Source organism: Mycobacterium sp. PS03-16, from assembly GCF_004570325.1.
Lineage (GTDB): Bacteria > Actinomycetota > Actinomycetes > Mycobacteriales > Mycobacteriaceae > Mycobacterium.
On record NZ_SPQO01000013.1, the window covers coordinates 1 to 25387 of the forward strand.

A 25387-nucleotide genomic window follows, 5' to 3' on the forward strand; every position below is an offset into this window, starting at 1 on the left:
CGGTGGGCACGTTGGCTCGTGACACCGACGACACCCTGACCTTCCACACCAACCTCAACACCACCCACACCACCCATCCGCCGCAGACGCCGCACCCGCCGGAGCCGCATCCGCAGTTGCCCACCACGCCGTGGCACCACACCCGTCATTGGATCGAGTTTGCGCCGCGGTCTGCGGCGCAGATCGCGACGCATCGTGACTCGGCCGCCCAGGCCGGTGGCGTGATCCCCGCCGAATGGAACTGCGAACTCACCTGGATGCCGTCCACGACGGGCGATCCAGTGGCCGATCTCGACGCCAGCTGGCTGGTCATCGGCGACCGGGCCCTCGGTGACGAGATCGGGCGGCTGATGGCGGCGGGCCACCGGGTGATGGTGATACCGCCGTCGATGCTCCTCGGCGAATCCGGCCGACGGACTCTCGGTGCCGAGATCAGCACCGCGACCCGCGTCATCTACGCCCCCGAGGTGCCATCCGATCCATCCGACCCCGCCGCGGCACGTCACGTCTTCGAGGCGGCACGGACCTTGGTCACACACCTCGCGGCGTCGGCGACCCCGGCGCAGCTCTTCCTGCTGACCCGCAACGCCCAGCCGATCGCGGTGGGGGATCGGGCCAACCCGGCGCATGCGGTGCTGTGGGGGCTGGGCCGCACCCTCGCGCTCGAACACCCGGATATCTGGGGCAAGGTCATCGACATCGACGAGTCGGTCCCCGACCAACGGGCGGCGCGCTACCTCCTGGCCGAGGCTGATCCGTCCGACGACGACGACCAGGTCGTCTACCGCGCCGGGACACGGCACGTGCCGCGACTGCGGCCACCTGCTGACGCACAGACCAAGGCGGCCGGGCGGCTGGATGCCGATGTCGCGCATCTGGTGGTCGGGGCGACCGGCAACATCGGGCCGCATCTGGTGCAGCAGTTGGCCGATATGGGCGCCAGGACCGTGGTCGCGGTGTCCCGTAATCCGGGTGGTCGGCTCGATCGGCTCACCGCGTCATTGGCGGAGCGGGGAGTCACGGTGGTGACCGTTGCCGCCGATGCCGCCGATGAGACCGCTATGGCGGTGCTGTTCGACCGGTTCGGTGCCGATCTGCCGCCGCTGGGTGGAATCTACCTCGCGGCCTTCGGTGGCGGTCCGGTGATGCTGACCGAGATGACCGACGACGACGTCACCACCATGTTCCGGCCCAAGATCGACGCCGCCATTGTCCTGCACCGCCTCTCGGTGCGCCAGCCGGTGCAGCAGTTCGTCCTGTTCACCTCGATCTCCGGGATCATCGGGTCGCGGTGGCTCGCGCACTACACCGCGACCACCACGTTCCTCGACACCCTCGCCTACGCCCGCCGTGCCGCCGGGCTACCGGCCACCGCCATCAACTGGGGGTTCTGGAAGTCGTTGGCCGACAACCAGTCCGAGGAGTACCGGCAGGTCACCCTCGACTCGGGCCTCGAGCCGATGCCCGACGAGGTCGCGATTCAGGCGCTGTGGTCGGTCACCGGCCCCGACGCGCCCACCCGCGCCACCGTCGTCGCCGCCGACTGGACCCGGCTGGGCACCGCCTACCGCACCCGCACCGCCCTGCACATCATCGACGACCTCGTCACCGCCGACGCCGACGACACCGACACCGACGACGACTGGCACGGTATCGCCGGCATCACCGAGATGGATGCCGCCGCGGCGCGGCAGATCGTCTCCGACCGGCTGCTGGCACGGTTGGCCGGCGTCCTCGGCTACACCGACCACTCCGCGCTGAACGTCACCGCGCCACTGATCGAGTTCGGAATGGATTCGCTGATGGCCGTGCGGATCCGGCAGGCGATGAAGAAGGACTTCGGCGTCGAGCCGCCGGTCGGCATGCTGCTGCAGGGCGGCACCCTGACCGACGTCATCGACGACGTGATGACCCAACTCGGTGTCGACGAGCCGGGTCCGACCGTCGTGGACGCCTTCCGCGCGAAGACCAATCAACGTGCGGCGGCACGCCGAGACGCCTCCCTGAGGCGGAGGAAAGGACAACTGCTGTGAGTGACACCGCATTCCCGGAGGAGATCCCGGCCAATGCCGTCGCCGTCGTCGGGATGGCCGCGCGGCTGCCCGGAGCCCGCACCGTCACCGCGTTCTGGGACAACCTGCGCCGCGGTGAGGAGTCGATCGTCGATCTCACCGACAACGACCTGCTCGCCGCCGGAGTGACCGAGGAGACCATCGGCAACCCGCTGTATGTGCGACGGGCGCCGCTGGTCGAGGGCATCGACGAATTCGACGCGGAATTCTTCGGCTTCCCGCCGCAGACGGCGCGCATGATGGATCCTCAGCACCGCATGTTCCTCCAGTGCGCTTGGCACGCCATGGAAGACGCCGGCGTTGACCCGGCCGACCACGACGGATCGATCGGCGTCTTCGCCACCAGCGGCTCGAGCATCTATCTGATGCACAACCTGCTGTCGCATCACGACCCGAACACCATGCTGGGTCAGGGCGCCACATTCGACCTGATCAACCTCTCGCTGCTCAACGACAAGGACTACCTCGCGACGCGGGTCTCCCATCAGTTCAATCTGCGCGGACCCAGCATGACGGTGCAGACGGCGTGCTCGTCGTCGATGGTGGCGATCCACTCGGCCTGCCAGAGCCTGCTCAGCGGCGAATGCGACATGGTGCTGGCCGGTGGCGTCTCGCTACGCGTCCCGCACCGGGTCGGGTACTGGCACGAACCTGGTTCGATGGTGTCGCCGTTCGGACACTGCCGGCCGTTCGACTCCCGCGCCGACGGCACGGTGTTCGGCAGCGGTGCCGCCGTCGTCGTCCTCAAACCGCTGCAGAAGGCGATCGACGACGGCGACCGCATCCACGCCGTGATCCGGGGTTCGGCCATCAACAACGACGGCTCGATGAAGATGACCTATGCCGCTCCCAACGGGGCGGCCCAGGCCGACGTCATCGCCGAAGCCCACGCGGTCGCCGACATCGACGCGTCGACGATCAGCTACGTCGAGGCCCACGGCACGGGCACGCCGCTCGGCGACCCCATCGAGATCGGCGGACTGCGCAAGGCGTTCAGCCTGTCGACGGCGGCCCGCCCCGGCCCCTGTGCGGTCGGTTCGGTCAAATCCAACATCGGTCACCTGGCCGAGGTGTCGGGGATCGCGGGTCTGATCAAGACGATCCTCTGCCTGAAGAACCGCGCCATTCCCGCGACGCTGCATTACGCCGAGCCCAACCCGGCGCTGGATCTCGACCGCGGCCCGTTCTACATCCCCAACGAGTACACGCCGTGGGAGTGGGACGGCGTCCGTCGAGCCGGGGTGAGTTCGTTCGGGGTTGGCGGCACCAACGTCCACCTCGTGGTCGAGGAGGCGCCGCAGGCTCCGGCGGCACCCGGCGCCCCCGGACCTCGGGTGCTGCGGCTGTCCGCCCGCAGTTCCGAGTCGATCAGCATCTACCGCGACACCCTCGCCGAGGAACTCGCGCGACCGGACACCGTCGACCTCGATGACGTCGCCTACACGCTGGATTGCCGTCGCCGCGAACCGGTCCGGTTGGCTGCGCTGGTGCGCGACCAGGCCGACGCCGTGGCCGTGCTGCGGGCCACCGACAGCGACGACGTCGCAGCCGGTGAGCGGGTCGACGGCGCCGATGCCGGTGTGGTGGTGATGTTCCCCGGTCAGGGCGCCCAGCACGCGGACATGGCGCACGGCCTCTACGACAACGAGCCGGTGTTCGCCGCCGCATTCGATGAATGCGTGGCCGGCTTCGACGCCGAACTCGGCATCGACCTGCGCGGCGAGATCTTCGGCGCGCAGCCCGATCTGGAGCGGACCGACCGCGCCCAGCCCGCCCTGTTCACGGTCGAGTACGCGCTCGGCCGGCTGCTCGAGGCCTACGGCGTGCGGGCGGCGGCCTATGCCGGCCACTCCATCGGCGAATACGCGGCGGCGACGCTGGCCGGTGTCTTCGACCTGCCCACCGCGATCGCCGTCGTGGCCCAGCGGGCTCGCCTGATGCACGCCTCGCCTCCCGGATCGATGGTGGCGGTCAGCGGTTCGCCCGCCGACATCGCCGACCTCCTCGGCGGGGGACTCGACGTCGCCGCGATCAACGATGCGGGCGGATTCGTGGTGTCGGGGTCGCAGGAGGACATCAAGAAGCTGCAGAACGACCTGCGGTGGCGCCAGATCCTCACCCGGCGGGTCCGCACCGCGCATGCCTTCCACTCCCGCCTGATGGATGCGGTGGTACCGCAGTTCGCGGATTTCCTGTCACGCGTGGAACTGCGGGCGCCGCGAATCCCGCTGCTGTCCAACGTGACCGGGACCTGGCTGACCGACGCCGAGGCCACCGATCCCCAGTTCTGGGCCAGCCAGATCCGCGCGACGGTCCGGTTCGCCGACGAACTCGGTGAGGTGCTCGCCGGTCCGCACCGGGTACTGGTGGAGGCCGGGCCGGGAGGCACCCTGTCCGGGTCGGCCATCCGCCACCCCCGGTGGACCGACGGGCACCGCGCGATCCGCCTGATGCGCCACCAGGTGCAGAACCGCGCCGACCACGACACCTTCCTGCTCGCCCTCGGCCAGCTGTGGATCGCCGGTGTCGACGTCGACTGGGCGCCGAAGTCGGACCGCCGGCCGCGGCGGCTCACGCTGCCGGGCTACCCGTTCGCCCGTCAGCGGCACTGGATCGAACCCAACCGCGACCTCGGCTGGTCGGCCGGCGGCGCCGCGGCGGACGGTTCGGCACGGCACGACTCACCGACCGCCGACCGCGCCTCCGGTGACGCCGAGCAGTCGATCGAGCAGAAGCTGCAGGCCGTCTGGCGCGAGTGCCTCGGCGTCGGCGCCGTTGATCCGGCCGCGAACTTCTTCGAGATCGGCGGGGACTCGCTCATCGCGATCGGCGTGGCGATGAACGCGACCAACCGTGGCATCGATCTGACCCCACAGGACCTGTACGAGTACCCGACGGTCGCCGCGCTCGCGACCGCGATCACCGCCCGCTACGCCGCGGGCGGACTCACCGACGCGGCGAACCTCGCCGAGGTGGACCCGCCCGTGCCCGCCACGGTCGCCCACGCCGTCGAACACGGCGTGCGCGATGCGGGCCGGTGGCGTATCCCGTTGGTGCTGCGCATCACCCCGGAGGTGACCGTGGCGGATGTGCAGGCGGTGCTGACCGCGGTGACCAACCATCATGACGCGCTCCGCGTCGGCATCGTCGAGCGCGCCGGTGGCACAGAACAGCGCATCGCAGCGCCCGTCGACTCGGTGGAGCTGGCGGAACTGTCGCTGCCCACTCCGACGGAAACCGGGCACGATACGGACCTGACCTCGGTGATCGAGCTGCTGGTCCGCCAACCGTCCGACGGGAGTTCGTCCGCCCCGCCGATTCGGGCGGCCTACCTCCGCGACGGAGAGGGCAACGGCCGGTTCGTGGTCATCGACCTGCTCGCCACGTTGATCGACGCCGCCTCCCGCGACATCGTGCTCGCCGACCTCGCGACAGCCTTCGGGAAGCGCCTGACCGACCAGGAGATCATCCTGACCCCGGTCAGCGCGACCTGGCGGGAATGGTCACACCGCTGCACCGGGCTGGTCACCCACCCGGCCGTACTCGACTCCCGCGACTACTGGCTGGAGACCATCACCAGGACGACCATGCACCTGGCCGACCATCAGGTGACCGACCCACCGCGCACCCACGACATGGTCCGGTTGGGGACGACGCTGTCCGAGGTGGATACCGAGGACCTCGACCGCGCCCGCCGGATGTTCCAGTACACGGTGCAGGAGCTGCTGCTCGCCGCACTCAGCCGCGCGGTGGGCGACACCGTCGGCGAGGGTGTCCTGCAGGTCAGCCTGGAGGGCGACGGCCGATCGGTGCTCAAACCGGAGGTCGATGCCCGCCGGACCGTCGGCGCGTTCACCGCGCTGTACCCGGCCGCGTTGACCTGCGTGCGCTCGGAGACCTCACGTGCGGATCAGCTGCTCGACGAGATCCATCAGCAGGTGCAGTCCGTTCCGCACCAGGGGATCAGCCATGGCTTGCTGCGCTACCTCTACGGGCCCACCGCCCGCGCCTTCAGTGCCGTGCCGCCCCCGGATCTGTACCTCTCGGACGCGGGTGTGGCACCGGAGTTCGACCTCGCGGACAGCCCGGTGCGCCTCGACGCCGATGCCGCGATGCCTCTGCGCGACACCGTATCCGGGACCGGCCATGCGATCGAGCTGCGGCTGTTCCGGTCCGCGGGCCGGCTGCACCTCGACTGGTGGTACGACACCCGCCGGGTGGCGCAGGGCACCGTGGAGGGCCTCGCCGCCCGACTGCCTGTCGCACTGCGCCAACTGATCGCCGAAGCCACGGTGCCTGGCGGCGACAGCACCGAACTGGCCGGACCCATGGAAGAACTCGGCCTGGTCGACATCACCGCGGAATGAACCGGCTCCGACACCCACTCACCGACCGAATGGAACAGCGATGCGAAACACACGAATGACCGCGGCCGACAAGAGCATCGTCGTCAGCGGCATCAGCAAGTCGTTCGGTGAGGTCCACGCCGTACGAGACGTCAGCTTCGACGTGGGCGCCGGTGAGGTCGTCGCCCTGCTGGGACCCAACGGCGCCGGGAAGACCACGACGGTGGACATCCTGTCGACGCTCACCAAGCCGAGCAGCGGTACCGCCACGGTCGCCGGCTTCGACGTGGTCACCGAGGCCTCCAGCGTGCGGCGGTCGATCATGCTGACCGGCCAGCAGGTCGCGCTCGACGACATGCTGACCGGCCGGGAGAACCTCGTGCTGTTCGGCCGGTTGCAGGGCCTGGCGAAGAAGGCCGCACGCGCCCGCGCCGAGGAGCTGCTCGTCGCCTTCGACCTCGTCTACGCCGCCGACCGGCGCCTGGGCACCTACTCCGGTGGCATGCGCCGGCGCATCGACATCGCCTGCGGCCTGGTGGTGCGCCCGGAGGTCGTGTTCCTCGACGAGCCGACGACCGGCCTGGATCCCCGCAGCAGGCAGACCATCTGGGATCTGGTGTCCGGCTTCAAAGACGTCGGTATCGCCACCCTCCTGACGACGCAGTACCTGGAAGAGGCGGATGCGCTCAGCGACCGGATCATCGTGATCGACCACGGCGGGATCGTCGCCGAGGGCACCGCCGATCAGCTCAAGGAGCGGACCGGGGGCAGCTACTGTGAGATCGTCCCCCGAGATCTCAACGACCTGCCCGCCGTCGTCGACGCGCTCGGTTCGCTGCTGCCCGAACAGAATCGGGCGGCGCTCAGCGCCACCGCAGACCGCATCGCGATGCCGGCCCCCGACGGTCCGGCCACGCTCGTCGAGGCGCTGGAACGGCTCAACGTCGCCAAGATCCCGCTGACCGACATCGCGCTGCGGCGGCCGTCCCTCGACGACGTCTTCCTGGCTCTGACGGCCGACAACGCCGCCGCACCTGAGGTGACGCAGGCCGCGGAGCGGGACGATCCGGACATGCTCGTCGGCGCATCGAGTGGCGGCGGGGGACGGCACCGCCGCAACGGCCGCGCCCTGGTGACGAAGCCGGACGTCGCGTCATGACCGCAGCCCTGGCCGCGCCCCGGCCGCATCCGTCACCGGTCGGGCAGTGGTGGGTGCTGACCAACCGCCTGGTGTCGCCCACCCTGCGCAACGGCGAGGTGGCCACCGCGCTGGTCGCCTCCGTCGTGTTCACCGTGGGCTGGTACATCCCGCTCAACAACATCCTCGGACCGCGCTCGGGCATGAGCAGCTACGCGCAATTCCTCATGCCGCTGGTGGCTCTGCAGGGCATATCGTTCGCCGCCATCACCGGCGCGCTGCGGGCGGCGACGGACTCCGTCAAGGGCATCAACCGCCGGTTCGACTCGATGCCGATACCGACGTTCACGCCGGTGGCGGCGCGGATGTCGGCGGGACTGTACCGGTGTGCGGTCGGTACCGCCGCGGCGCTGATCAGCGGTCACCTCATCGGATTCCGATTCCACGCCGGTGTGCTCAACGCGATCGGGTTCTGCGTGCTGCTGCTGATGATCGGTCTGGTCCTGTCGTTCCTGGCCGACCTGCTGGGCAGCAGCTCGAAGAACCCGGAGGCGACGTCGCAGTGGCTGATGTTGCCGCAGTTGATCTTCGGGCTGATCTCCGTCGGCATCCAACCGGCGGAGCACTTCCCGGACTGGATCGAGCCGATCGTCCGCAACCAACCGATATCCCAGTTCATCTACGCACTGCGCGCGCTGGGCGGTGACACCACACCCGGCGCCGGTGAGGTCACCTGGGCGGTCGTCGGGCCGTCGGTGCTGTGGCTCGTCGGAGTGATGGCCGTCATGGTGCCGCTATCCGTGGTCCTGCTCAGGAGGAGGTCTTAGATGACACTCACCCACAACGGGTCCCGGCCCACCGACTCGGCTGTGTTGCGGGAGAGCGACTTTCCCGAGGTCGACCGACTGCGGCGGGAGAATTCGCCGCGATTGCTGGTGCCACACGCCTGGGTGCAGACCAAACGGCTGCTCACCCGGTTCCTGCGGGACCCGATGACGTTCTTCTTCGGCGTCGTCTTTCCGATCTTCATGCTGCTGGTGCTCGACATCGTGCTCGGCGATGCCATCCAGGCCGCCACCGGGAGCAGCGCGGTCTACGGGAGCGTGCCGCTGATGACGGTCATCGGGGCGATGAACGGGGCCTCGGTGGGAGCGGTCGGCATCATCGCCGAGCAGAACGAGGGGATGCTCGCCCGGCTGTGGGTGACGCCGGTGCATCGCGCATCCGGCCTGCTGGCCCGCATCGCCGCCGAAGCGCTTCGGGTCACGGTCAACTCGGCGGTGCTGCTCGGCGTGGGTTTCGCACTGGGGCTGCGGTTCGAGGCCGGCCTGCCGGCGGCCGCGCTGTGGTTGTGCGTACCGGTGCTGTTCGGCGTGGTGTTCGCCATGCTCGTGTTGACGGTGGCCCTGTACTGGCCGAGCCCGACGATGGTCAACGCCATCGTGTTGGTCAACTCGCTGTGCCTCTTCTTCTCCAGCGGATTCGTGCCACTCGACCAGTACCCCAGCTGGATCCAGCCGGTCGTCGAGCATCAGCCGGTCTCGTACGCCATCGAGACGATGCGCGGACTGTCGCTGGGCGGGCCGGTGGCCGAACCCGGCGCGGGAATCCTGCTGTGGTCGGCTGGTCTGCTCCTGGCCTGCCTGATTCCGATGGTGATCGGTTACCGGAAAGCGAGCATGCGGGGATGAGAGTTCAGGCCGGAGTGCGTTCGCATCACCGCATTCGGCGGTGGCCGACCGCCGAGGGGAGATCCTGATGGTGTATCCGACATCGGTCATCCGCAGACTCGCACCGAGCGAGAAGTTCTTCGCCGAGACACAGACGTTCACCTCGATCACCGTGTGCCTGCAGGGCGCGATCGACGTCGATGCGATGGCCGAGGCCTTCGACGCCCTGCTCGAAACGTACCCGGTCTACGCCGGACACCTGGCCCAGGGCGCCGATGGCGGCTATCAACTGGTCGCCGACGATTTGATGCATCCGGGCATCTGGGTGCAATTCGACGGCGGTCCGGCTCCGACCGATCAACTCGACCAGGCCGTCGCGCTGATCTACCTGCTGGTCCGGCCGATTGCCGCGCCCGAGGTGACGCTGTTCATCCACCACAGCCTGGCCGACGGAACGCTGATGGGCGCCCTGCTGTTCGAGTTGTTCTCCCGCTACACCGATGTGGTCACCAGCGGCGACGCCGGACCGGTGAGCGCTCAGCCCGCACCCGAATCGGTCGAGGCTGTGCTGGAGGAGCGAGGCATCCGCAAGCAGCAGCGTTCCGGGCTGGATCGGTTCATCCCGGCCATGTTCGCCTACGACCTGCCGCCCAAACGTCATACCGAGAGCAGCATGCTGGGCCGGCCGGCTATGGTGCCGACGACGCGGTGCCGGTTGAGCAAGGCCGAGACGTCGGAGCTGGTGCGGTTCGGTCGCCGCAATCGGCTGTTCGTCAACAACCTGGTTTCCGCGGCCATCCTGCTCGCCGAGTGGCAGGTGCGGCAGACGCCGCACATCCCGATCCCGTACGTGTACAACGTCAATCTACGGGCGCTGGTGGAACCCCCGGTGAGCGCGACGGGCTGCACGCTCGCCATCGGAGTGGCCACCTACCTGGCGCACATCACTCCCGAGACCACGATGGTCGATCTCGCCCGGGGCATCGCGGACATGTTCCAGGCCGACCTGGCCGACGGTGTGGTGCAGCAGTCGCTCCTGCACTTCAACATGCAGTACGAAGGGGCGATTCCGGGGCTGCCGGATGTGGTGCTGTCGACGAATCTGGGCAATGCGGCGGCGATGCGCACGCCGCCCGGCCTGGACGTGACCGGTGTGCAGTCGCAGTTCTATCGCGCGTCCTCAGCAGTCATCGACGTGTACTCCTTCGGGATCGTCGGAGGTGAGCTGCTTCTCGAACACCACGTCGACGCCGCGGAGAACACCGTCGACCTCATCGGTGCGCTGCTGCGGGCGGCCGCCTCCGAACCCCTACCAGAGAGAAGCTGACCATGACCTCGATGAGTTGGAAGACCCGGCGTCTCAGCGATCAGGTGCCGACCGCGGCGGCCGGGGCCGTGGAGGTCGACCTGACCGGCCCGCCGCAGACCATGCTGGACATGGTGTTCGCCAAGGCGCTCGATGCCGCCTCACCGCATCCGGTGCTCGGTGACACCTACGCGTTGGACCTGATCAGCCGGGTTCACTACGACACGCGCCGCAACCCGATCATCCGGCAGCGCCGGCGTCAGGTGTCGTCGATCACTGTGCGCGCCGCGCAGTTCGACATGTGGGTCCGGGAATTCCTCGCCGCGCATGACAGCGCCGTCGTGCTGCACCTGGGCTGCGGTCTGGACAGCCGGGCGTTTCGCGTCGACCCCGGCCCCGGGGTCGAGTGGTACGACGTCGATTTCCCGGACGTCATCGCACTGCGCGAACGGTTCTACCCGACCCGGGACAATTACCACCTGATCGCCTCCTCGGCCACCGACGCCTCCTGGCTCACCGAAATCCCCGCCGACCGGCCGGTGTTGATGCTCGCCGAGGGTGTGAGCATGTACCTCACTGAAGACGACGGCGTCGCACTTCTGCGCCGAGTGGTCGAACGTTTCCCGGCGGGGGAGTTGCATCTGGACTTCTGGAGCCGGTTCGGCACCAAGGCGCAGCGCAAGAACAACACCGTGGTGCGGTGGTCCGGTTCCGAGCTGGGGTGGTCGGTCGACCACCCCGACGAGATCCTGGCCGCGGTGCCGGGAACGCGGATCCTTGAGGCGATCTCGTTGTTCGACGCGGACACCGTCGAGCGGCTGCCGAAGGGGTTGCGCCGATTCAGCAGGGTGGCGTCACGGACTCCGGTGCTTCGCCGGATCGTGCAGCTGCACCGTTACGCGTTCTGAAGGATCTGAGCCGGCGCGAGCGTTCCCGCGCCGGCTCACCCCAGGGCGTAGTCGCTGATCGGGAACCGCGACGCCTCGCGCAGTGCCCGCCCCCGTGAGCTGGGCCGGACGATGGTGGCGTCCCCGCGGAAGTGGTACGACCGGGATCCGGCGCAGTTGCCGCGGAAGTAGACCATGTCGCCCAGTCGCTTCGACATCCGCTCGAAATAGCGGGTGTTCGCCTCGTCGGTGACTTCGAATGTCGTCGACCCGCGGCGTCGCACCTCGGACAAGAGGCGATCGATGTGCCGCATCTGGCACTCCATCATCGTGAAGAACGATGCCCCGGTGAACGCATACGGGCTGGCCAAGTTGAAGTAATTCGGGAAGAACGGCACCGAAATTCCCTCATAGGTCTGGAACTTGTTCTCGCGCCACCACTTGCCGAGGTTGCGGCCGTCGCGGCCGACCACCTCGATCGCCGGGAAATTCGCCTCCCACAGGTCGAATCCGGTCGCGAGGACCAGCGTGTCGAGCGGAATCTTGCGGCCGTCGGCGGTCACGATGCCGTCCGACTCGATGTGGTCGATGCCCACCGTTTCCAGATCGACGTTGGACCGGCCGAAGACGCGGTAGTAGTCGTTGTTGAAGGTGGTGCGCTTGCAACCGAACTCGTAGGCCGGCGTGAGCTTGCGCCGTACCGAGCGGTCCCGCACCGACGCGAACAGGTGCGCCTTCGACAATGCGGCCGCCGCGACGTTGAGGATCCTGGTCTGGCGGTAATGCACCACCGCGGTGGACACATTCAGCTCGGCGAAGGCGTCGGTGATCAATCGAAGCATCCGCTGGGTGAGCGGGAACCTCGCGAACATGCGCTGCACCGTGGACGGGATCGGGAAGTCGACCTTCGGGATCACCCAGATGGGGGTGCGCTGGAAGACCGTGAGCTGCGCCGCCTGTGCGGCGAGTTCGGGAATCAACTGCGCAGCGGTCACACCGGTTCCGATGATGCCGACTCGGCGATCCGTGACCGGCGTCGACGGATCCCAGCTCGCGGTGTGCATCAGTGATCCGCCGAACGAGCCGACCCCGGGGATATCGGGAAGTCTCGGCTGAGAGAGATATCCGGTCGCCGTGATGAGGATCCGCGCCGACAACGACTCACCGCCGGCGAGCGAGACGTGCCACAGCTGGGTGTCCTCATCCCAGCGGGCGCCTTCGACTGTCGTGTTGAACCGCATGTAGCGGCGCAGGTCGTACTTGTCGGCGACGTATTCCGCGTACTGCTTGAGCTCGGTCCCCGGCGCGTGCAACCGCGACCAGTAGGGGTTCGGCTCGAACCAGTACGAGTACGTGGTGGACGGGATGTCCACGGCCAGACCGGGATAGTGGTTGACCTTCCACGTGCCGCCGAGGTCGTCTTCCCGGTCGAGGATCGCGATGTCGTTGTATCCCAGACGATTGAGCTGGATCGCGGCGCCCATACCGCCGAAACCGGCGCCGACGATGATCACGTCCAGATGGTCCGCACTCATGGTCACACCGTAGCCGGGGACGCCGCGATCCGCGCGTTTTCAGCCGCGAAAAACTGTTTGCTGAGAGAACCAACGCGCCGATATGGGGCGGCGCCGGGGCCACGTGTGCGTCCAGCTACACGGCAAACTTATTCTGCAGTCAACTAAGTGGATCTCCGCACACAGTCTGTGGACTCCTGAGGCGGCGTTGCCGGCATGGGGCGGGTGAGTGGACTCCTCGATAGCTGTGGGTGCGGGTAACAGATTGGGAGGGCCTCGTTTGCAGCGTATTTCGCTCAACCGAGACGAATCGGATGGTCGCGGACATGTCGTCGTGTGAAGTGTATGGCAGCTTGCCGACTTGTCCCAGAAGCAAACATCATCCCGACGCCGGATCAACCAATTTCGGGGAACGGAAAGAACACAGCGAAACACTGACGACGTCGGGCGAAGCATGGGTTACGCTGCTCCGCACGGGGGATAACGAATTAGCCCTCTTCGAGACATCCGGGGTGGAGGACCAGCGTGGGGAACCATCGAGCCAAGGCTCAGAAGAACACGAGAATCGCGTCATACGTGACGACGGGGGTGGCGCTCGAACTCGTCACGTTGTTCGGTATCGCGTACGCGACCGACAGTCACCTTCCGGGCATCAGCCCGATGGCCGCGGTGTCGATCTTCATTGATGGAACGAAGGACATCCTTCCCACGAACGACAGCCAGGCGCCCGATCGGATGAAGGGGGCGCTGAACGGCGACTTCGACCAGGGCAAGCTCTACAAGTCCGAACCGGGTTATGGCGGCAACGTCTTCATCGACTACCCGCGTGAATTCGGGGTCATGACCGGACTGGGCAGTCACACCTACGAAGAGTCCCGAGGCATTGCGGCCGACAAGACCGAGGCCGCGATCAGGGATGCGATCAAGCAGAATCCGAACGACCCGGTGTACGTCGTCGGGTTCTCCCAAGGCGCCAACGCGGCCTCCGATGTGCTCGCCAAGCTCGAAAAGGAGAACATCGACACCTCGAACGTCACCTTCGTCCTGCTGGGTAACGGGGCGCGAAACGACGGCGGTCTGTGGGCCAGGCTCCCCGCGGGTGTGTACGTACCGCTGATCGGCCTGCGGTTCGGCGCCTCCACGAATCCCAGTGCCAAGCCGGCAGATCAGGCCGCGAAGGTCATCCAGATCAGCAAGCAGTACGACGGCGCCTCCGATGTGCCGAAGTACGTGCTCAATCCGCTGGCATGGGCGAACGTCGCACTCGGCTTCATGTCCGTCCACAACGGCTACTACAACGAAGTCGACATGGATCTCAGCGGGCCGAATGATGTGCCCGACGGGAAGATTGACGAGTACGACGTCGAGGCTGCGGAGGCGAATCCGGACAAGTACATCGTCACCAAGAACGGCAACATCACCGATATCGTGATCAAGGCGCCGGTGGGCGAGCTTCCGCTCACCAAGCCACTTCTCGACCTCGGTGTGCCCCGGGCGGTTGTCGAGGCCTTGGATCCGTTGCTACGCGCCATCATCGAGACCTCTTACGACCGCCCGACCGACGGCAAGTACGCGGCAACTCCAGTTCACCTCCGATTGCTGCCCGGTCCGGATCAGTGGATCGAGGACTTCCATGCAATCGCCGAGGGCTGGAAGCAGACCGAGGAGAAACTGGCGGACCTCGAACACGAGGACCTCGCGCCCACGCCGCCGGCGCCTGCGACGACGATGATGGCCGAGCCGGAGGTGGAGGCCGAGCACATCACGCCGCCTGCGCCGGAGGAGTCCAGGTTCCAGAGCAACGGTGCCTCGATCACCTCTGTCAGCGTTCCCGTGACGCAGGCGCCGTTGCCCGCGCCCCTGCCCGCTCCCGCGCCGCCAGTCGCTCCGGCACCGGTTCCTCCTCCTCCGCCGGCCGCGCCGGTGGTGCAGGACGGAGCGCCGAGCGGCGCGGAGATCCTGTTCCCGGAGTCCGGCACGACGAAGCCGCAGATCGGCGTCAACAAGACACTGCAGCAGATCAACAAGGCGATCACCGGGACTGTCAAGACGGTGGTCGGCGCACTGACCCCGAAGCGCAGTACCGGCACCACAACGACATCGGAGCCCGATCCGCCGGCCTCCGATCCCGCGCCCTCGGACCCGTCGCCGTCGACCGACGGTGGCGGCAACGAGACCAGCGGCACCTCAGGCAGCGAGTCACCCGCCGCCTGACCCGCGGAATTCGGTGTCCCGAACGCGGTGCTGGGCCGTCCGCGGCGGCCCAGCATCCCGCGTTGTCAGGCGCCCGGCCGAGCGTACGTCACGTCCAGCACTGAGAGGAACCCATGGAAATCGCAATCATCGTCGTCTCAGTCGGGCTGGCCATCTTCATGGCGGTGGCCGGCTTTCTCAACGTGTTCTTCGTCGGCGATGCGCGGAAGAACCAGGTTCACCTGAAGATTTCGCCCGGCCTGACCCGATTCATCGGGTGGTGTCAGTGGGCGTCGGTGGTGGGTCTCATCGGTGGGCTGTTCTGGCGTCCGTTGGCCATCGCCGCGGCGATCGGCCTGCTGCTGCTCCTCATCGGGGCGGTCCTTGCGCACCGGCGCGTCAACGATCCGCTCAGCGAGATGGTGCTGGCCATAGCGGTATTCGTGCTCACCGCTTTCGTGCTGGCGGGGCACCTCTCGAAGGCCGACGCCCCGCCTACCTTGGCAAGCGTGTCTCTGCAAGGTGACCGATATACCCAGTCACCGCTGTGAATGTCCGCTCGAGCTGACGCCGGAGCACACGGTGCGCCACGCCGGCGAAGGGACCGGTCATCACCACCCGCTCGGTCAGCACGGTGCCGGAGCCCTGCGGTTCGATGGTGTGTTCGTAGGTGAGCGTGAGGCCGGCGAACCTGGTCTCCGACGTCCAGATCGACGGCGCTTCGACCCGAGTGAGAGTGGAGTACGTTTTGACGCCGCCCTTGACCTTTACGCCGACCCGGGCGCCGACCACGAAGTCACCGTCCACACTGCCGAATTCGATGACGTCACCCGGCCAGGACGAGGGATCGGTCCACACCTGCCACACCGCCTCGGCGGACGCCGCACACGGCGAGGAGCCTGCGACGGAACGGATTTTGTTGCCCATCAGCCGATGATCTCACCGGTGTGCCCGCGACGGGGCGCATCGACGAACTCAGACGTGAGAAGTTCTCTGCGCGAACAGGAGTGCTGACCATGCCGCGTACCTTCGAGATATCCGTCGACTCACCGGCCACGGTGGTTCAGATCCTGTCCGCCTTCTCCGACGAACGCTACTGGGCGGACCGCCTCGACGAGTTCACCGGTGGCTCGGCCACCGTGGTCTCCTTGAGCACCGACTCGACCGGCACCGTGAACGTGACCATCGCCCTCGGTCTCCTGCGCGATCGGCTGCCGAAGATGGTCAGCCAATTCCACTCCGGCGACCTCGAGATGATCCGCGAGGAGACATGGTGCTGGATCGCCGACGGGCGCGTGCGCGGAGCCGTCGGCGTGTCGGTGACCGGTGCGCCCGTGTCGGCGGTCGGCCGGGGGCTGCTGCGCACCTCCGACACCGGCTCCCGGATGACCTACGCGGGCAGCGTCGCCGTCAACGTCCCGCTGCTCGGCGGGCGGATCGAGACCTTCATGGGGCGACAGACCGTCGAGGAGATCGTCCGGTTGCAGCGGTTCACCAATGACTGGATCGCCGGACACTATTGATCAGGGGGACGCCGGAACCACCGGTAACTCGATTCGCGAGGCACAGTGGCGGTTCCGGTGCACCGCGAAAGTCGGTGCACACCGTGGGACGATCGCGAAGTGGCTCGCGTCGACGCCCGCCAGGGCCACCCGGATGCGGTGACCACGCCCGAACAGATAGGACGTCGGGATGAGGTCGAAGGTCAGCTCCGCTACCTCGCCCGGCACCAGCGCCCGCGCATCGTCGCGCGCGAACGTTCGGTAGGGGACCGCTTGCCGGTACGGCGCCGGAGCGTCGCTCAGCCGCCGATGCAGGGCACGCAACTGTCCTTCGGTGACGATCGCGACGCGACCCCGGTCGTCGATGTCCTCGAGATAGACGAACAGGGTGGCGTCGCGGCCGGTGGCGGCGAGGTAGACGGTGACGACCGGGTGTCCGGTCACCTCCATCGGCGCATCGAGTGGTGCGGAGGTGTAGGTGAGCAACCGGGCGTCCACGGCGGCGCGGTCCGGGTAACGGACCGCCTCGCCGACCGCCACCTGTGTGCGCCAGCGAGAGTGCTCGCCGGTGCCGACGGTCGGGTCGATTCTGTACTCGTCGGCACCGCTGTCGGTCGAGGGCGGCGACGGGTCCAGCGTGCGCTGCGCGGAGAGGAAGTACGTCGAGGCCACCGCGCGCGGCGGCCACGACGGGGAGGTCTTCCAACGGCCCTCGCCCATCGTGAAATACCGGATGCGGTCGTGCGGGCCGAGTCCGCTGTCCCGCGAACGGAGGTGGTGGTCGAAGAAGCGCAGCAGGTCGCCTTCATGGTCGAACCCGGACTTCACCGGGTCGCGGTGCGGTTCGATCCGCCACTGTCCACCGTGACTCCACGGGCCGAGGATCAATCTGTTGTCCGCACCGCCGAGGGTCAGGAATCGTTTGACTGCGGCGTGCGGATACGCACCGTCGAACCAGCCGCCGTAGCTGTAGACCGCCGCCCCGGACTTCTCGACGTCATGCCAGTAGTTGTGCGGGCTGAAGAGGTTGATGCTGCCGGACTCGTCGATCGGATCCCCGATCAGGTCCAGCTCGGCGCCGCCCTCGCCGTGATAGGGATCCGATGGCGCGACATCATCGCGGTATGTCAATGTCCGTGCCTGGCTGTCGATGTCGTAGTTGGACCGATGGTCGGCCAGTGCCGATCGGCGCAGGCGGCGGTGACGGTCGCCGTCGACGGGCTGAACCCCGGTCACCAGTAACCGAACCCACCAGCCGGCTACCTCGTGAGGGGCGTTCCGGTCGAGTGCGGCGTTGTACCGTCCCCAGGTCTCGGTGAACCACGCGGCGTGAATCCCGCCCGGGAACGCGATGTCGGTGTAGGTGTCGAATGGGGAGAACCGCGGGGCCACCGCCCGGACGGCGGGATGCCCCGCGACGAGCAGCAGCTCGGCCGAGGCACCGCTGTACGAACTCCCGACCGCACCCACGGTCCCGTCGGACCACGGTTGTCCGACGATCCAGTCCACGATCTGAGCGCCGTCGCGCACCTCGTCGGGTGACCACTCGCACAGGCGGTGACCGAACGATGCGCCGGCGCCGCGCACGTCGACATCGACCCAGGCATACCCGTGCGCGAGGAACCGCCGCCGACAGCGTGCGGTCGACGGGATGTGATGAAAGGGTCTGCCGCCCATAGCCGCACGCAGAGGCTGACGAAGCTCCATCGCGCGGTAGTAGCGGGTCTGATTGAGCATCGTGGGACAGCGGGTGCCCCGCGACGCCTCGGCCGGCAGATAGACGTTCACCGCGATCCGCACCCCGTCGCGCATCGGCACGTAGCAGGAGAAGGACCGCACCGTCTCGAGTCGACGCAGGCGCATCGGGGCTGCGGACCGTGCCGCGCCGGAATCAGCGAGCGTCACTGCAAGCCCCCATCTGCCGCGCCGACCCGGCCAGCATACGAGGCGCGCACAGCGGTGCCCAGCATACTTCCCTGCGCAATCAAACGATCTCTGCTGCGACGGCTTTCGGCTCCAACACCGGTCGATCTGTGTAGGGTCGGCGGTGACAGGGGAGGCAGCGCGAAACTCGATCGGAGCGTCCAGTGCGGAACTTCTCGGGAGCGGTGGTGATGGTCACCGGCGGGGGTGGCGGAATCGGTGCGGCACAGGTGAACCTGCTCCGCGCGAAAGGCGCCACCGTGTGCGCGGTCGACATCGACGAGGAGGCCGCCGCACGCACCGGCGCGGAGTTGGCCATCGGTGCTGACGTGGCCGACCGGGAGGCGATGGCGGCGGCCGTGGACCGTGTGCTGACGCGATTCGGCCGTCTCGACGCGGTGTTCTGCACGGCGGGGGTCGCACACCGGCCCGCCACGATGCGTACCCTCAAACCCGGTGAAGCGCAACGCGTCATCGACGTCAACCTGGTCGGCACCCTCAACACCATCCACCCGGCACTCGAGGCGCTGATCGCGGCTCGCGGACACATCGTCGTGGTGTCGTCGATGGGGTGGCCACCCCACACCGAATACGGGACCCTGCTCCCGGCGGTGGGCGGTGTCGCGTACTCGACGAGCAAGACCGCCGTCGAGATGCTCGGGCGTGGATTGCGGATGGAACTCGCTCCGCACGGAGTCGACGTGACCATCACCTACTTCGGGCCGATCGACACCGCGATGCTCGCGCAGTCGCTCACCCCGCCGTCGCAGGCCAAACTGCGTCTGACCATCGGTCCGGAGAAGGCAGCCGCCGCAGTCATCCGGGCGGTGGAGAAGGGCAAGGTCCGGGCCATCATCCCGGCGCGCTGGAACTTCCTCAACGTCGTCCGCCCGCTCGGGGTTCATCTCGACAATTTGTTGCTGCGGAGCAAGACTCAGCGCGAATTCATCGCCACCTACGATTCGGCCTGAGTGTTGCGGCGTCGCCGGCCGCGGGTGACGTAGACGGTGATCAGCAGTGCGCCGGCGGCGATGATCGCCCAGCGCGACATCGCCGACAGCGTGACCACGCCCCACGGCGCGTGGAACGACCACGCCGCCGACGTGGCGACGGCGTACATGACGCACAGCGCCCACGCCGCAGCGCCCGCCGACGCCACCGCCGTGCGCGTGCGCGGCGACACCCGGTCCGCGCCGGGCGGGCCCAGCAGCACCGCGGCCACCCCGGCCGCGATGAGAACCCCGGCAGCCACGGCCCAACCGCGCACGTCGCCGATCGACCGGAACCACCCGGGAACCCACACCAGCCATACCGCGAGGAACAGCGACGCTGCCAGGAGCACCAGACCCACGGCGCGCGCCTTCGCTCCCCGGGCCCGCAGAGTCCCGCCGATCACCAGGCACGCCAGGCCCACGGCCACGAAAACCACGCTCGGCGCAGCGAAATGGTCACCCGGGACCGGTGGCGGCGCGCAGTAGGCCGGCCCCAGCCGACCGCTGTCAATCGCGCAATGGGTCATGAAGATCGCCAGCACCCACGCCAGCACGAACACCGTCAGGCCGGTCAGCAGGACGCCGGTGACGCGGTCGGACAGAGTGTGCCGGGCGGTTCGCACCTCGACAGCCTCGGCGGCGGGGTTCAGCAGCGTCACGGGCGGAAATGGCTCGCGCCGGCGGGCGAACCACACCGCCGCCGCGGCCAGCCCTGCGACGGCCATCGCCGCGACAGACAACCACTTCGCCGAGGACACCGCCATCTGCAGGACGTTCCAGAGCCCGCCGTCGCCGCGGTAGGCGAACTGGCCGTCGGGCCGCTTGTACATCAGCGCCGACAGCAGGAAATACTCGACGAAGTCGAAGGCCAGCGCGATCGTCGGCAGCCACAACACCCACGAGGCGCGCCGCAGCCGGGGCGTCCGAAACCGCCACCAGCCGCCGACGAGGAGGGCGGTGAACATCGTCCAGTAACCCGCCATCACGAGGAAGTCGGGAAGCAAGATCTCCTGCACTGAGGCCGAGACGGTGCAGCCCTGGACGAGCCAATCGAAACGTTCACCGTCGCCGGAGAATTGAGAGGCGAAGTGCAGGATGCCACACTTGCCGGCGATGCCGAACAGCCATGTCGATCCGGCGTTGAACGCCACGAAACCCACGATGGCCGCGGTGATCAGTCGGCGGTCACCGCCCGCCCGCGCATACGCCCGCACCGCAGGATCAGGTGATGCGGCCGCATCCGTCGCCCCCCTGAGAACGGCCTGCTGGCCAATCCGCTCCATGGTCGGTATCTAACACAGCCGACCTGCCGTGGTGCGGCCAAAGCGCAGCCTCGACCCGCGGATCGTTGCGAGGGTCAGTACCCCGGCGTCCGGCGGTGTCGTCCGCCGCAGGTCAAACGGCCGACTACTCGACCAGCGTGGTGATCGCGGTCGCCAACTCCGGTGAGTCCGACGTGGCCAGGTTCTGGTAACTGCCGCCGGTGATCTGCGCGACGGACTCCCAGGTGGCCCGGTCGGCGTCGTCCCCGAAGTCGATGACGTTCACCGCCACCGGCCGGGCGGGATCGAACGCGTCGCGGACGAACGCCTCGAGGCCGGCACCGTTGAGGGTGCGATCGGTGTGCGGCCCCTCGGTGATCACCAGCACCGAGTTCGACTGCCCGGCGCGGAACTTGGCGAGTGCGTCGTTGTAGACCAACCGCAGCGTGGTGAAAGACACGGCGCCACCGGATGTCGACGACAACGCGTCCAGTGTGGACGTGAGCGCCGCCGACCGCGGCTGCCCGGCGACCGGCTCGGCCAGCGGGCCCGTCGGCACCTGCGAGTTGCCCGCGGTGCCGTCGAAGGTCCACAGGCCCACCGCAGTGCTCGGCGGCAGCGCGTCGATGCGCGGGATCAGCGTGTTCACCACGTTGCCCATCCGCGAATTGGTGCCCTCCTGGGCCGGCATCGACAGGTCCAGCATGATCGTCGTCGTCGCACCGCGCGCGGGACTGGTCAGCGCGTCGGCCACGGTGGCGCGCACCGCGGGATCACCGATCGACAGCGGGGTCCCGAGCTGCGGGTAATCGGTGACCTCGCTCGGCGGCGGAGTGCCCTCGGGGGTGCGGAAACCGGCCCTGGCCAGTTCGGCGAGGCGTTCGGGCTCGCGCATGAACCGGGCGAACTCGCTGGCCGCGGTGACCTGCTCACGCGACAACCAGTCACCGGCGAGCAGCGCGGTCGGGTAGTCCGCCACCGCCACGGGTGCCGGCGGCAACCACGAGGTCAGCGTATTCCCGGCATCGGGCCGGTCCGCGGCCTCGGCGACCAGCCGCTGCTCGGTGGTGACCACCGCGTGCACCGGTGCGGTGGCGGCGTCACCCGGGCGGAGCAGTGCATCCATCGCGGCGTCGCCGGTCGTCTCGGGCAGTTCGGGCGCGCCGCCCGCCAGCCGGTTGACCGCTGCGATGCCGTCGGTGGCGGGCGCGCCGGCCGGCGCGGACGCCGCTGCGACCGCCTCGGCGGCCAGGTACGACGCATCGCTGTTACCGCTGCGGGGCAGCGCCAGCCGCAACCCGCCCCAGCCGGGCAGGCCGAGGCCGTCCAGTGCGGCGGGATCGGTCTGCAGCCCCGGCAGCGTCGACCAATTCTGCTGCGCCAGTGCGCGTTCGAGTTCGGGGCGGACGGCGAGCACGACGGGGGAGCTGACCAGGCTGCGGGCGTCGCTGATGGTCTCCGGCCCGGTCGCCGCCTCCAGTCGGGCCGCGGACACACCGCTGGCCGGAATCCACAGCGCCGGGCGGTCACCCAGGTCGCCCGGCCAGTCACCGCCGAACCCGGCGATCACCTGATCGGAGTCGGCGGATTTCACGGCCACCTTCACGCACCGGTCACCGACCGGGGCGGCGGTGTCGTTGTAGGTACCGGCCAGCGTGCCGATGGTGTCGGCGATCGACGGATCGGCCAGCACGGGGACGGTGAGTTCACCGTCGACGCAGCGGGCGGCCGCGACGTCGCCGCGGTCGGACAGGGCGTCACCGAAGAACCGCCACAGGATCACCCCGGCCACCACGACGACGACGGTGACCAGCGCGACGATCACGCCGACGCTGATGCCGCGCCGGCCCGGGGTCACCGCCCGGTGGCTGCCGGTCCACTCACCACCGTCGGAGCTTCCGCCGTGCGCCGGACCGCCGGGCGGCGCCGGCGGCGGGGCCGCCCCCGCGTTGTCCCGGTCGTCGGGGTGGTCGTCGGTCCAGTCCTCGTCGGCCCAGTCGTGATCCGACGCGTCGGCCCAATCCCGATCGGCGTCCGTACCGTCGTAGTCCGCATCGGGAACGTCGGACTCGTCGGGGGCGCCGGGATCGCGCGGAGCAGTCCCACCGAATCCGCCGTCCCCGGTGCCGGAATGGCGGCCGTACGCCGGAGCGGCGTACCCGGATGGGTCGAAGCCCGAGCCGTACCCGTCGTCGGGACGCTCCAGATCGCCCGGGCGGTCGTCGGGGACACCGGCGTCGTCGTCGGAACCCTCGGGATCGGGGATGCTGTGCCTACCCACTCCTGCCCCCGTATTCGCGTCGTCGGTCCGTCTGCTGATGCGTCAGCGGCGCTCCGGGCAGTCTAGTCACGCGCCCAGAGTGCCTGACGGTACCGTCAGCGGCCGGCAACGGCGGCTTTGTACTCGCGACGGCGCCGGTGCAGGATCGGCTCGGTGTAGCCGTTGGGCTGGGCCGCGCCGGACAGGATCAGCTCCTGGGCCGCCTGGAACGCGATGCTGGCATCGGGGTCGGTGGCCATCGGCTTGAAGTCCGGGTCCTTGGCGTTCTGCTCGTCGACGACGGCGGCCATCCGGCGCAGGCTGGTCTTGACGTCGTCCTCGGTGATCACGCCGTGGCGCAGCCAGTTGGCCAGCAGCTGGCTGGAGATCCGCAGGGTGGCGCGGTCCTCCATGAGTGCGATGTCGTGGATGTCGGGCACCTTGGAGCATCCGACGCCGGCATCGATCCAGCGCACCACGTACCCCAGGATCGACTGGCAGTTGTTGTCGACCTCCTCGCGGATCTCCTCGGGCGCCCACGCCAGCTCTTTGGCCAGCGGGATGGTGAGCAGGTCGTCGATGGTGGTCCGCTGCTTGCCGGCCAGTTCGCGCTGCACCTCGAAGACGTCGACCTGGTGGTAGTGCATCGCGTGCAGCGTCGCCGCCGTCGGCGACGGCACCCAAGCGGTGGTGGCGCCGGCCTTGGGCTGGCCGATCTTCTGCTCGACCATGTCGGCCATCAGATCGGTCATCGCCCACATGCCCTTGCCGATCTGCGCCTTGCCGGAGAAGCCGGTGGCCAGGCCGATGTCGACGTTCTGGTCCTCGTAGGCCTTGATCCACGGCTGGCTCTTCATCGCGCCCTTGCGGATCATCGGGCCCGCCTCGATCGAGGTGTGGATCTCGTCGCCGGTGCGGTCCAGGAAGCCGGTGTTGATGAACACCACCCGCTCGGTGGCGGCCTTGATGCAGGCCTTCAGGTTCAGCGTGGTGCGCCGCTCCTCGTCCATGATGCCGACCTTCAGCGTGTTCTGCGGCAGGCCGAGGACGTCCTCGACGCGGCTGAACAGGTCAACGGTGTAGGCCACCTCGTCGGGGCCGTGCATCTTGGGCTTGACGATGTAGACCGACCCGGTGCGGCTGTTGCGCAGCGGTCCGTGGTCGTCGCTCTCCGCCAGCCCGTGCATCGCGATCAGCCCGGTGAACAGCGCGTCCTGGATGCCTTCGAACACCTCGGTGCCGTCCGCGTCGGTGATCGCGTCGTTGGTCATCAGATGCCCGACGTTGCGCACGAACAGCAGGCTGCGGCCGGGCAGCGTGAGCTCGGTCTCGCCGTCCGGCGCGGTGTAGGTCCGGTCTTCGTTGAGCACTCGGGTGAAGGTCTTGTCGCCCTTGGTGACCTCTTCGCGCAGATCGCCGCGGTTGAGGCCCAGCCAGTTGCGGTAGCCCAGCACCTTATCGTCGGCGTCGACGGCGGCCACCGAATCCTCGAAGTCCATGATCGTGGTGATCGCCGACTCGAGGACGACGTCCTTGACGCCGGCCTTGTCGGTGGAGCCGATCGGGGAGTCGGGATCGATCAGGATCTCGATGTGCAGCCCGTTGTTGCGCAGCAGGATCGACGACGGCGTCTCGGCGTCGCCGAGGTAGCCGACGAACTGCTCCGGATCGGCTAGCCCGGCCGAGAGCTCGTCACCGAGCGTCACCAGAACCTGACCGTCATCGACCTTGAACCCGGTGGCCTCGGAGTAGGAGCCCGACGCCAGCGGCACGGCGCCATCGAGGAATTCGCGGGCGTAGGCGATCACCTTGTCGCCACGCACCTTGTTGTAGCCGGTGCCCGGCTCGGCGCCGCCGTCGGTGCTGATGACGTCGGTGCCGTACAGCGCGTCGTAGAGCGAACCCCACCGCGCGTTGGCGGCGTTGAGCGCGAAGCGCGCGTTGAGGACGGGCACCACCAGCTGCGGTCCCGCCGTCGTGGTGATCTCGTCGTCCACGTCGGTGGTGCTGATCGTGACGTCACCGGGATCGGGCAGCAGATAGCCGATCTCGGTGAGGAAGCGCTTGTACTCGTCGGCGTCGTGCGGGCCGATCGCCCGCTGCCGGTGCCACTTGTCGATCTGCGCCTGCAGTTCGTCGCGACGGGCGAGGAGTTCCTGATTGCGCGGAGTGAGGTCGGCGACCACCTTGTCGACACCGGACCAGAAGCTGTCCGGGTCCAGACCCGTGCCCGGCAGCGCCTCGTTGGTGATGAAGTCGTAGAGCACGCGGGCCACGCGCAGGTTTCCCACTGTCACGCGGTCAGTCATCGTCTTCCTCCTC

General features: G+C 68.3%; 17 protein-coding genes. 11 read left to right on the plus strand and 6 right to left on the minus strand.

The genetic code is table 11. The features are described from left to right. The 7 genes from E4P42_RS13025 to E4P42_RS13055 all read left to right on the plus strand — a co-directional run. Positions 1–2033 (plus strand): beta-ketoacyl reductase (locus E4P42_RS13025; protein ID WP_135126489.1); only part of this gene is annotated, 2033 nt, incomplete at its 5' end. After that, the gene (locus E4P42_RS13030; protein ID WP_135126490.1) at positions 2030–6439 is read left to right on the plus strand and encodes a type I polyketide synthase; all 4410 of its coding nucleotides are present in this window, start codon (positions 2030–2032) and stop codon (positions 6437–6439) included. The genes E4P42_RS13025 and E4P42_RS13030, both read left to right, overlap by 4 nt. Positions 6440–6494: 55 nt before the next feature. Beyond that, the gene (locus E4P42_RS13035; RefSeq protein WP_167759482.1) at positions 6495–7577 is read left to right on the plus strand and encodes an ATP-binding cassette domain-containing protein; all 1083 of its coding nucleotides are present in this window, start codon (positions 6495–6497) and stop codon (positions 7575–7577) included. Beyond that, entirely contained in the window at positions 7574–8383 is an 810-nt protein-coding gene (locus E4P42_RS13040) for an ABC transporter permease (protein WP_135126492.1), read from the plus strand. The genes E4P42_RS13035 and E4P42_RS13040 overlap by 4 nt, the downstream gene beginning before the upstream one ends. Beyond that, positions 8384–9247 carry an ABC transporter permease gene (locus E4P42_RS13045; RefSeq protein WP_135126493.1) on the plus strand — a complete coding sequence of 288 codons (864 nt, stop codon included), beginning with the start codon at positions 8384–8386 and terminating at the stop codon, positions 9245–9247. It abuts the gene before it with no gap. 67 nt (positions 9248–9314) lie between these two features. Then, positions 9315–10553 (plus strand): acyltransferase, encoded by a 1239-nt coding sequence (locus tag E4P42_RS13050; RefSeq protein ID WP_135126595.1) that lies wholly within the window; start codon positions 9315–9317, stop codon positions 10551–10553. A gap of 2 nt (positions 10554–10555) precedes the next feature. Next, complete coding sequence (locus tag E4P42_RS13055) at positions 10556–11440, plus strand: class I SAM-dependent methyltransferase (RefSeq protein ID WP_135126494.1); 885 nt, start codon at positions 10556–10558, stop codon at positions 11438–11440. A 35-nt stretch (positions 11441–11475) separates the two neighbouring features. On the opposite strand, the gene E4P42_RS13060 is transcribed toward E4P42_RS13055, so the two are convergent. Then, complete coding sequence (locus tag E4P42_RS13060; RefSeq protein WP_135126495.1) at positions 11476–12954, minus strand: NAD(P)/FAD-dependent oxidoreductase; 1479 nt, start codon at positions 12952–12954, stop codon at positions 11476–11478. A 567-nt stretch (positions 12955–13521) separates the two neighbouring features. On the opposite strand from E4P42_RS13060, the gene E4P42_RS13065 reads away from it, so the two are divergent. Then, a complete protein-coding gene (locus E4P42_RS13065) occupies positions 13522–15147 on the plus strand; it encodes a PE-PPE domain-containing protein (RefSeq protein ID WP_245234006.1) in 1626 nt (541 codons plus the stop codon). Positions 15148–15260: 113 nt separating this feature from the next. Further along, entirely contained in the window at positions 15261–15677 is a 417-nt protein-coding gene (locus E4P42_RS13070; protein ID WP_135126496.1) for a DoxX family protein, read from the plus strand. Here E4P42_RS13070 and E4P42_RS13075 read toward each other — a convergent pair. Further along, positions 15622–16053, minus strand: coding sequence for an SRPBCC family protein (locus tag E4P42_RS13075; RefSeq protein ID WP_135126497.1), 432 nt, complete (start codon positions 16051–16053; stop codon positions 15622–15624). The two genes, E4P42_RS13070 and E4P42_RS13075, sit on opposite strands and share 56 nt — an antisense overlap. A gap of 89 nt (positions 16054–16142) precedes the next feature. Between E4P42_RS13075 and E4P42_RS13080 the strand changes: the two genes are divergently transcribed. Beyond that, complete coding sequence (locus tag E4P42_RS13080) at positions 16143–16649, plus strand: DUF2505 domain-containing protein (RefSeq protein ID WP_135126498.1); 507 nt, start codon at positions 16143–16145, stop codon at positions 16647–16649. On the opposite strand, the gene E4P42_RS13085 is transcribed toward E4P42_RS13080, so the two are convergent. Beyond that, positions 16650–18491, minus strand: coding sequence for a CocE/NonD family hydrolase (locus tag E4P42_RS13085; RefSeq protein WP_135126499.1), 1842 nt, complete (start codon positions 18489–18491; stop codon positions 16650–16652). It abuts the gene before it with no gap. 224 nt (positions 18492–18715) lie between these two features. Between E4P42_RS13085 and E4P42_RS13090 the strand changes: the two genes are divergently transcribed. After that, a complete protein-coding gene (locus tag E4P42_RS13090; RefSeq protein ID WP_135126500.1) occupies positions 18716–19522 on the plus strand; it encodes an SDR family NAD(P)-dependent oxidoreductase in 807 nt (268 codons plus the stop codon). Here E4P42_RS13090 and E4P42_RS13095 read toward each other — a convergent pair. The 3 genes from E4P42_RS13095 to E4P42_RS13105 all read right to left on the minus strand — a co-directional run bounded on the left by E4P42_RS13095 (position 19507) and on the right by E4P42_RS13105 (position 25374). Continuing rightward, complete coding sequence (locus tag E4P42_RS13095) at positions 19507–20826, minus strand: hypothetical protein (RefSeq protein WP_135126501.1); 1320 nt, start codon at positions 20824–20826, stop codon at positions 19507–19509. The genes E4P42_RS13090 and E4P42_RS13095 overlap by 16 nt on opposite strands. A gap of 124 nt (positions 20827–20950) precedes the next feature. Continuing rightward, positions 20951–23086: a substrate-binding domain-containing protein gene (locus E4P42_RS13100; RefSeq protein ID WP_135126502.1), complete on the minus strand. Its 2136-nt coding sequence runs from the start codon at positions 23084–23086 to the stop codon at positions 20951–20953. Between the two features lie 95 nt (positions 23087–23181). Further along, a complete protein-coding gene (locus E4P42_RS13105) occupies positions 23182–25374 on the minus strand; it encodes a malate synthase G (protein ID WP_135126503.1) in 2193 nt (730 codons plus the stop codon). Between the last annotated feature and the right edge of the window lie 13 nt (positions 25375–25387).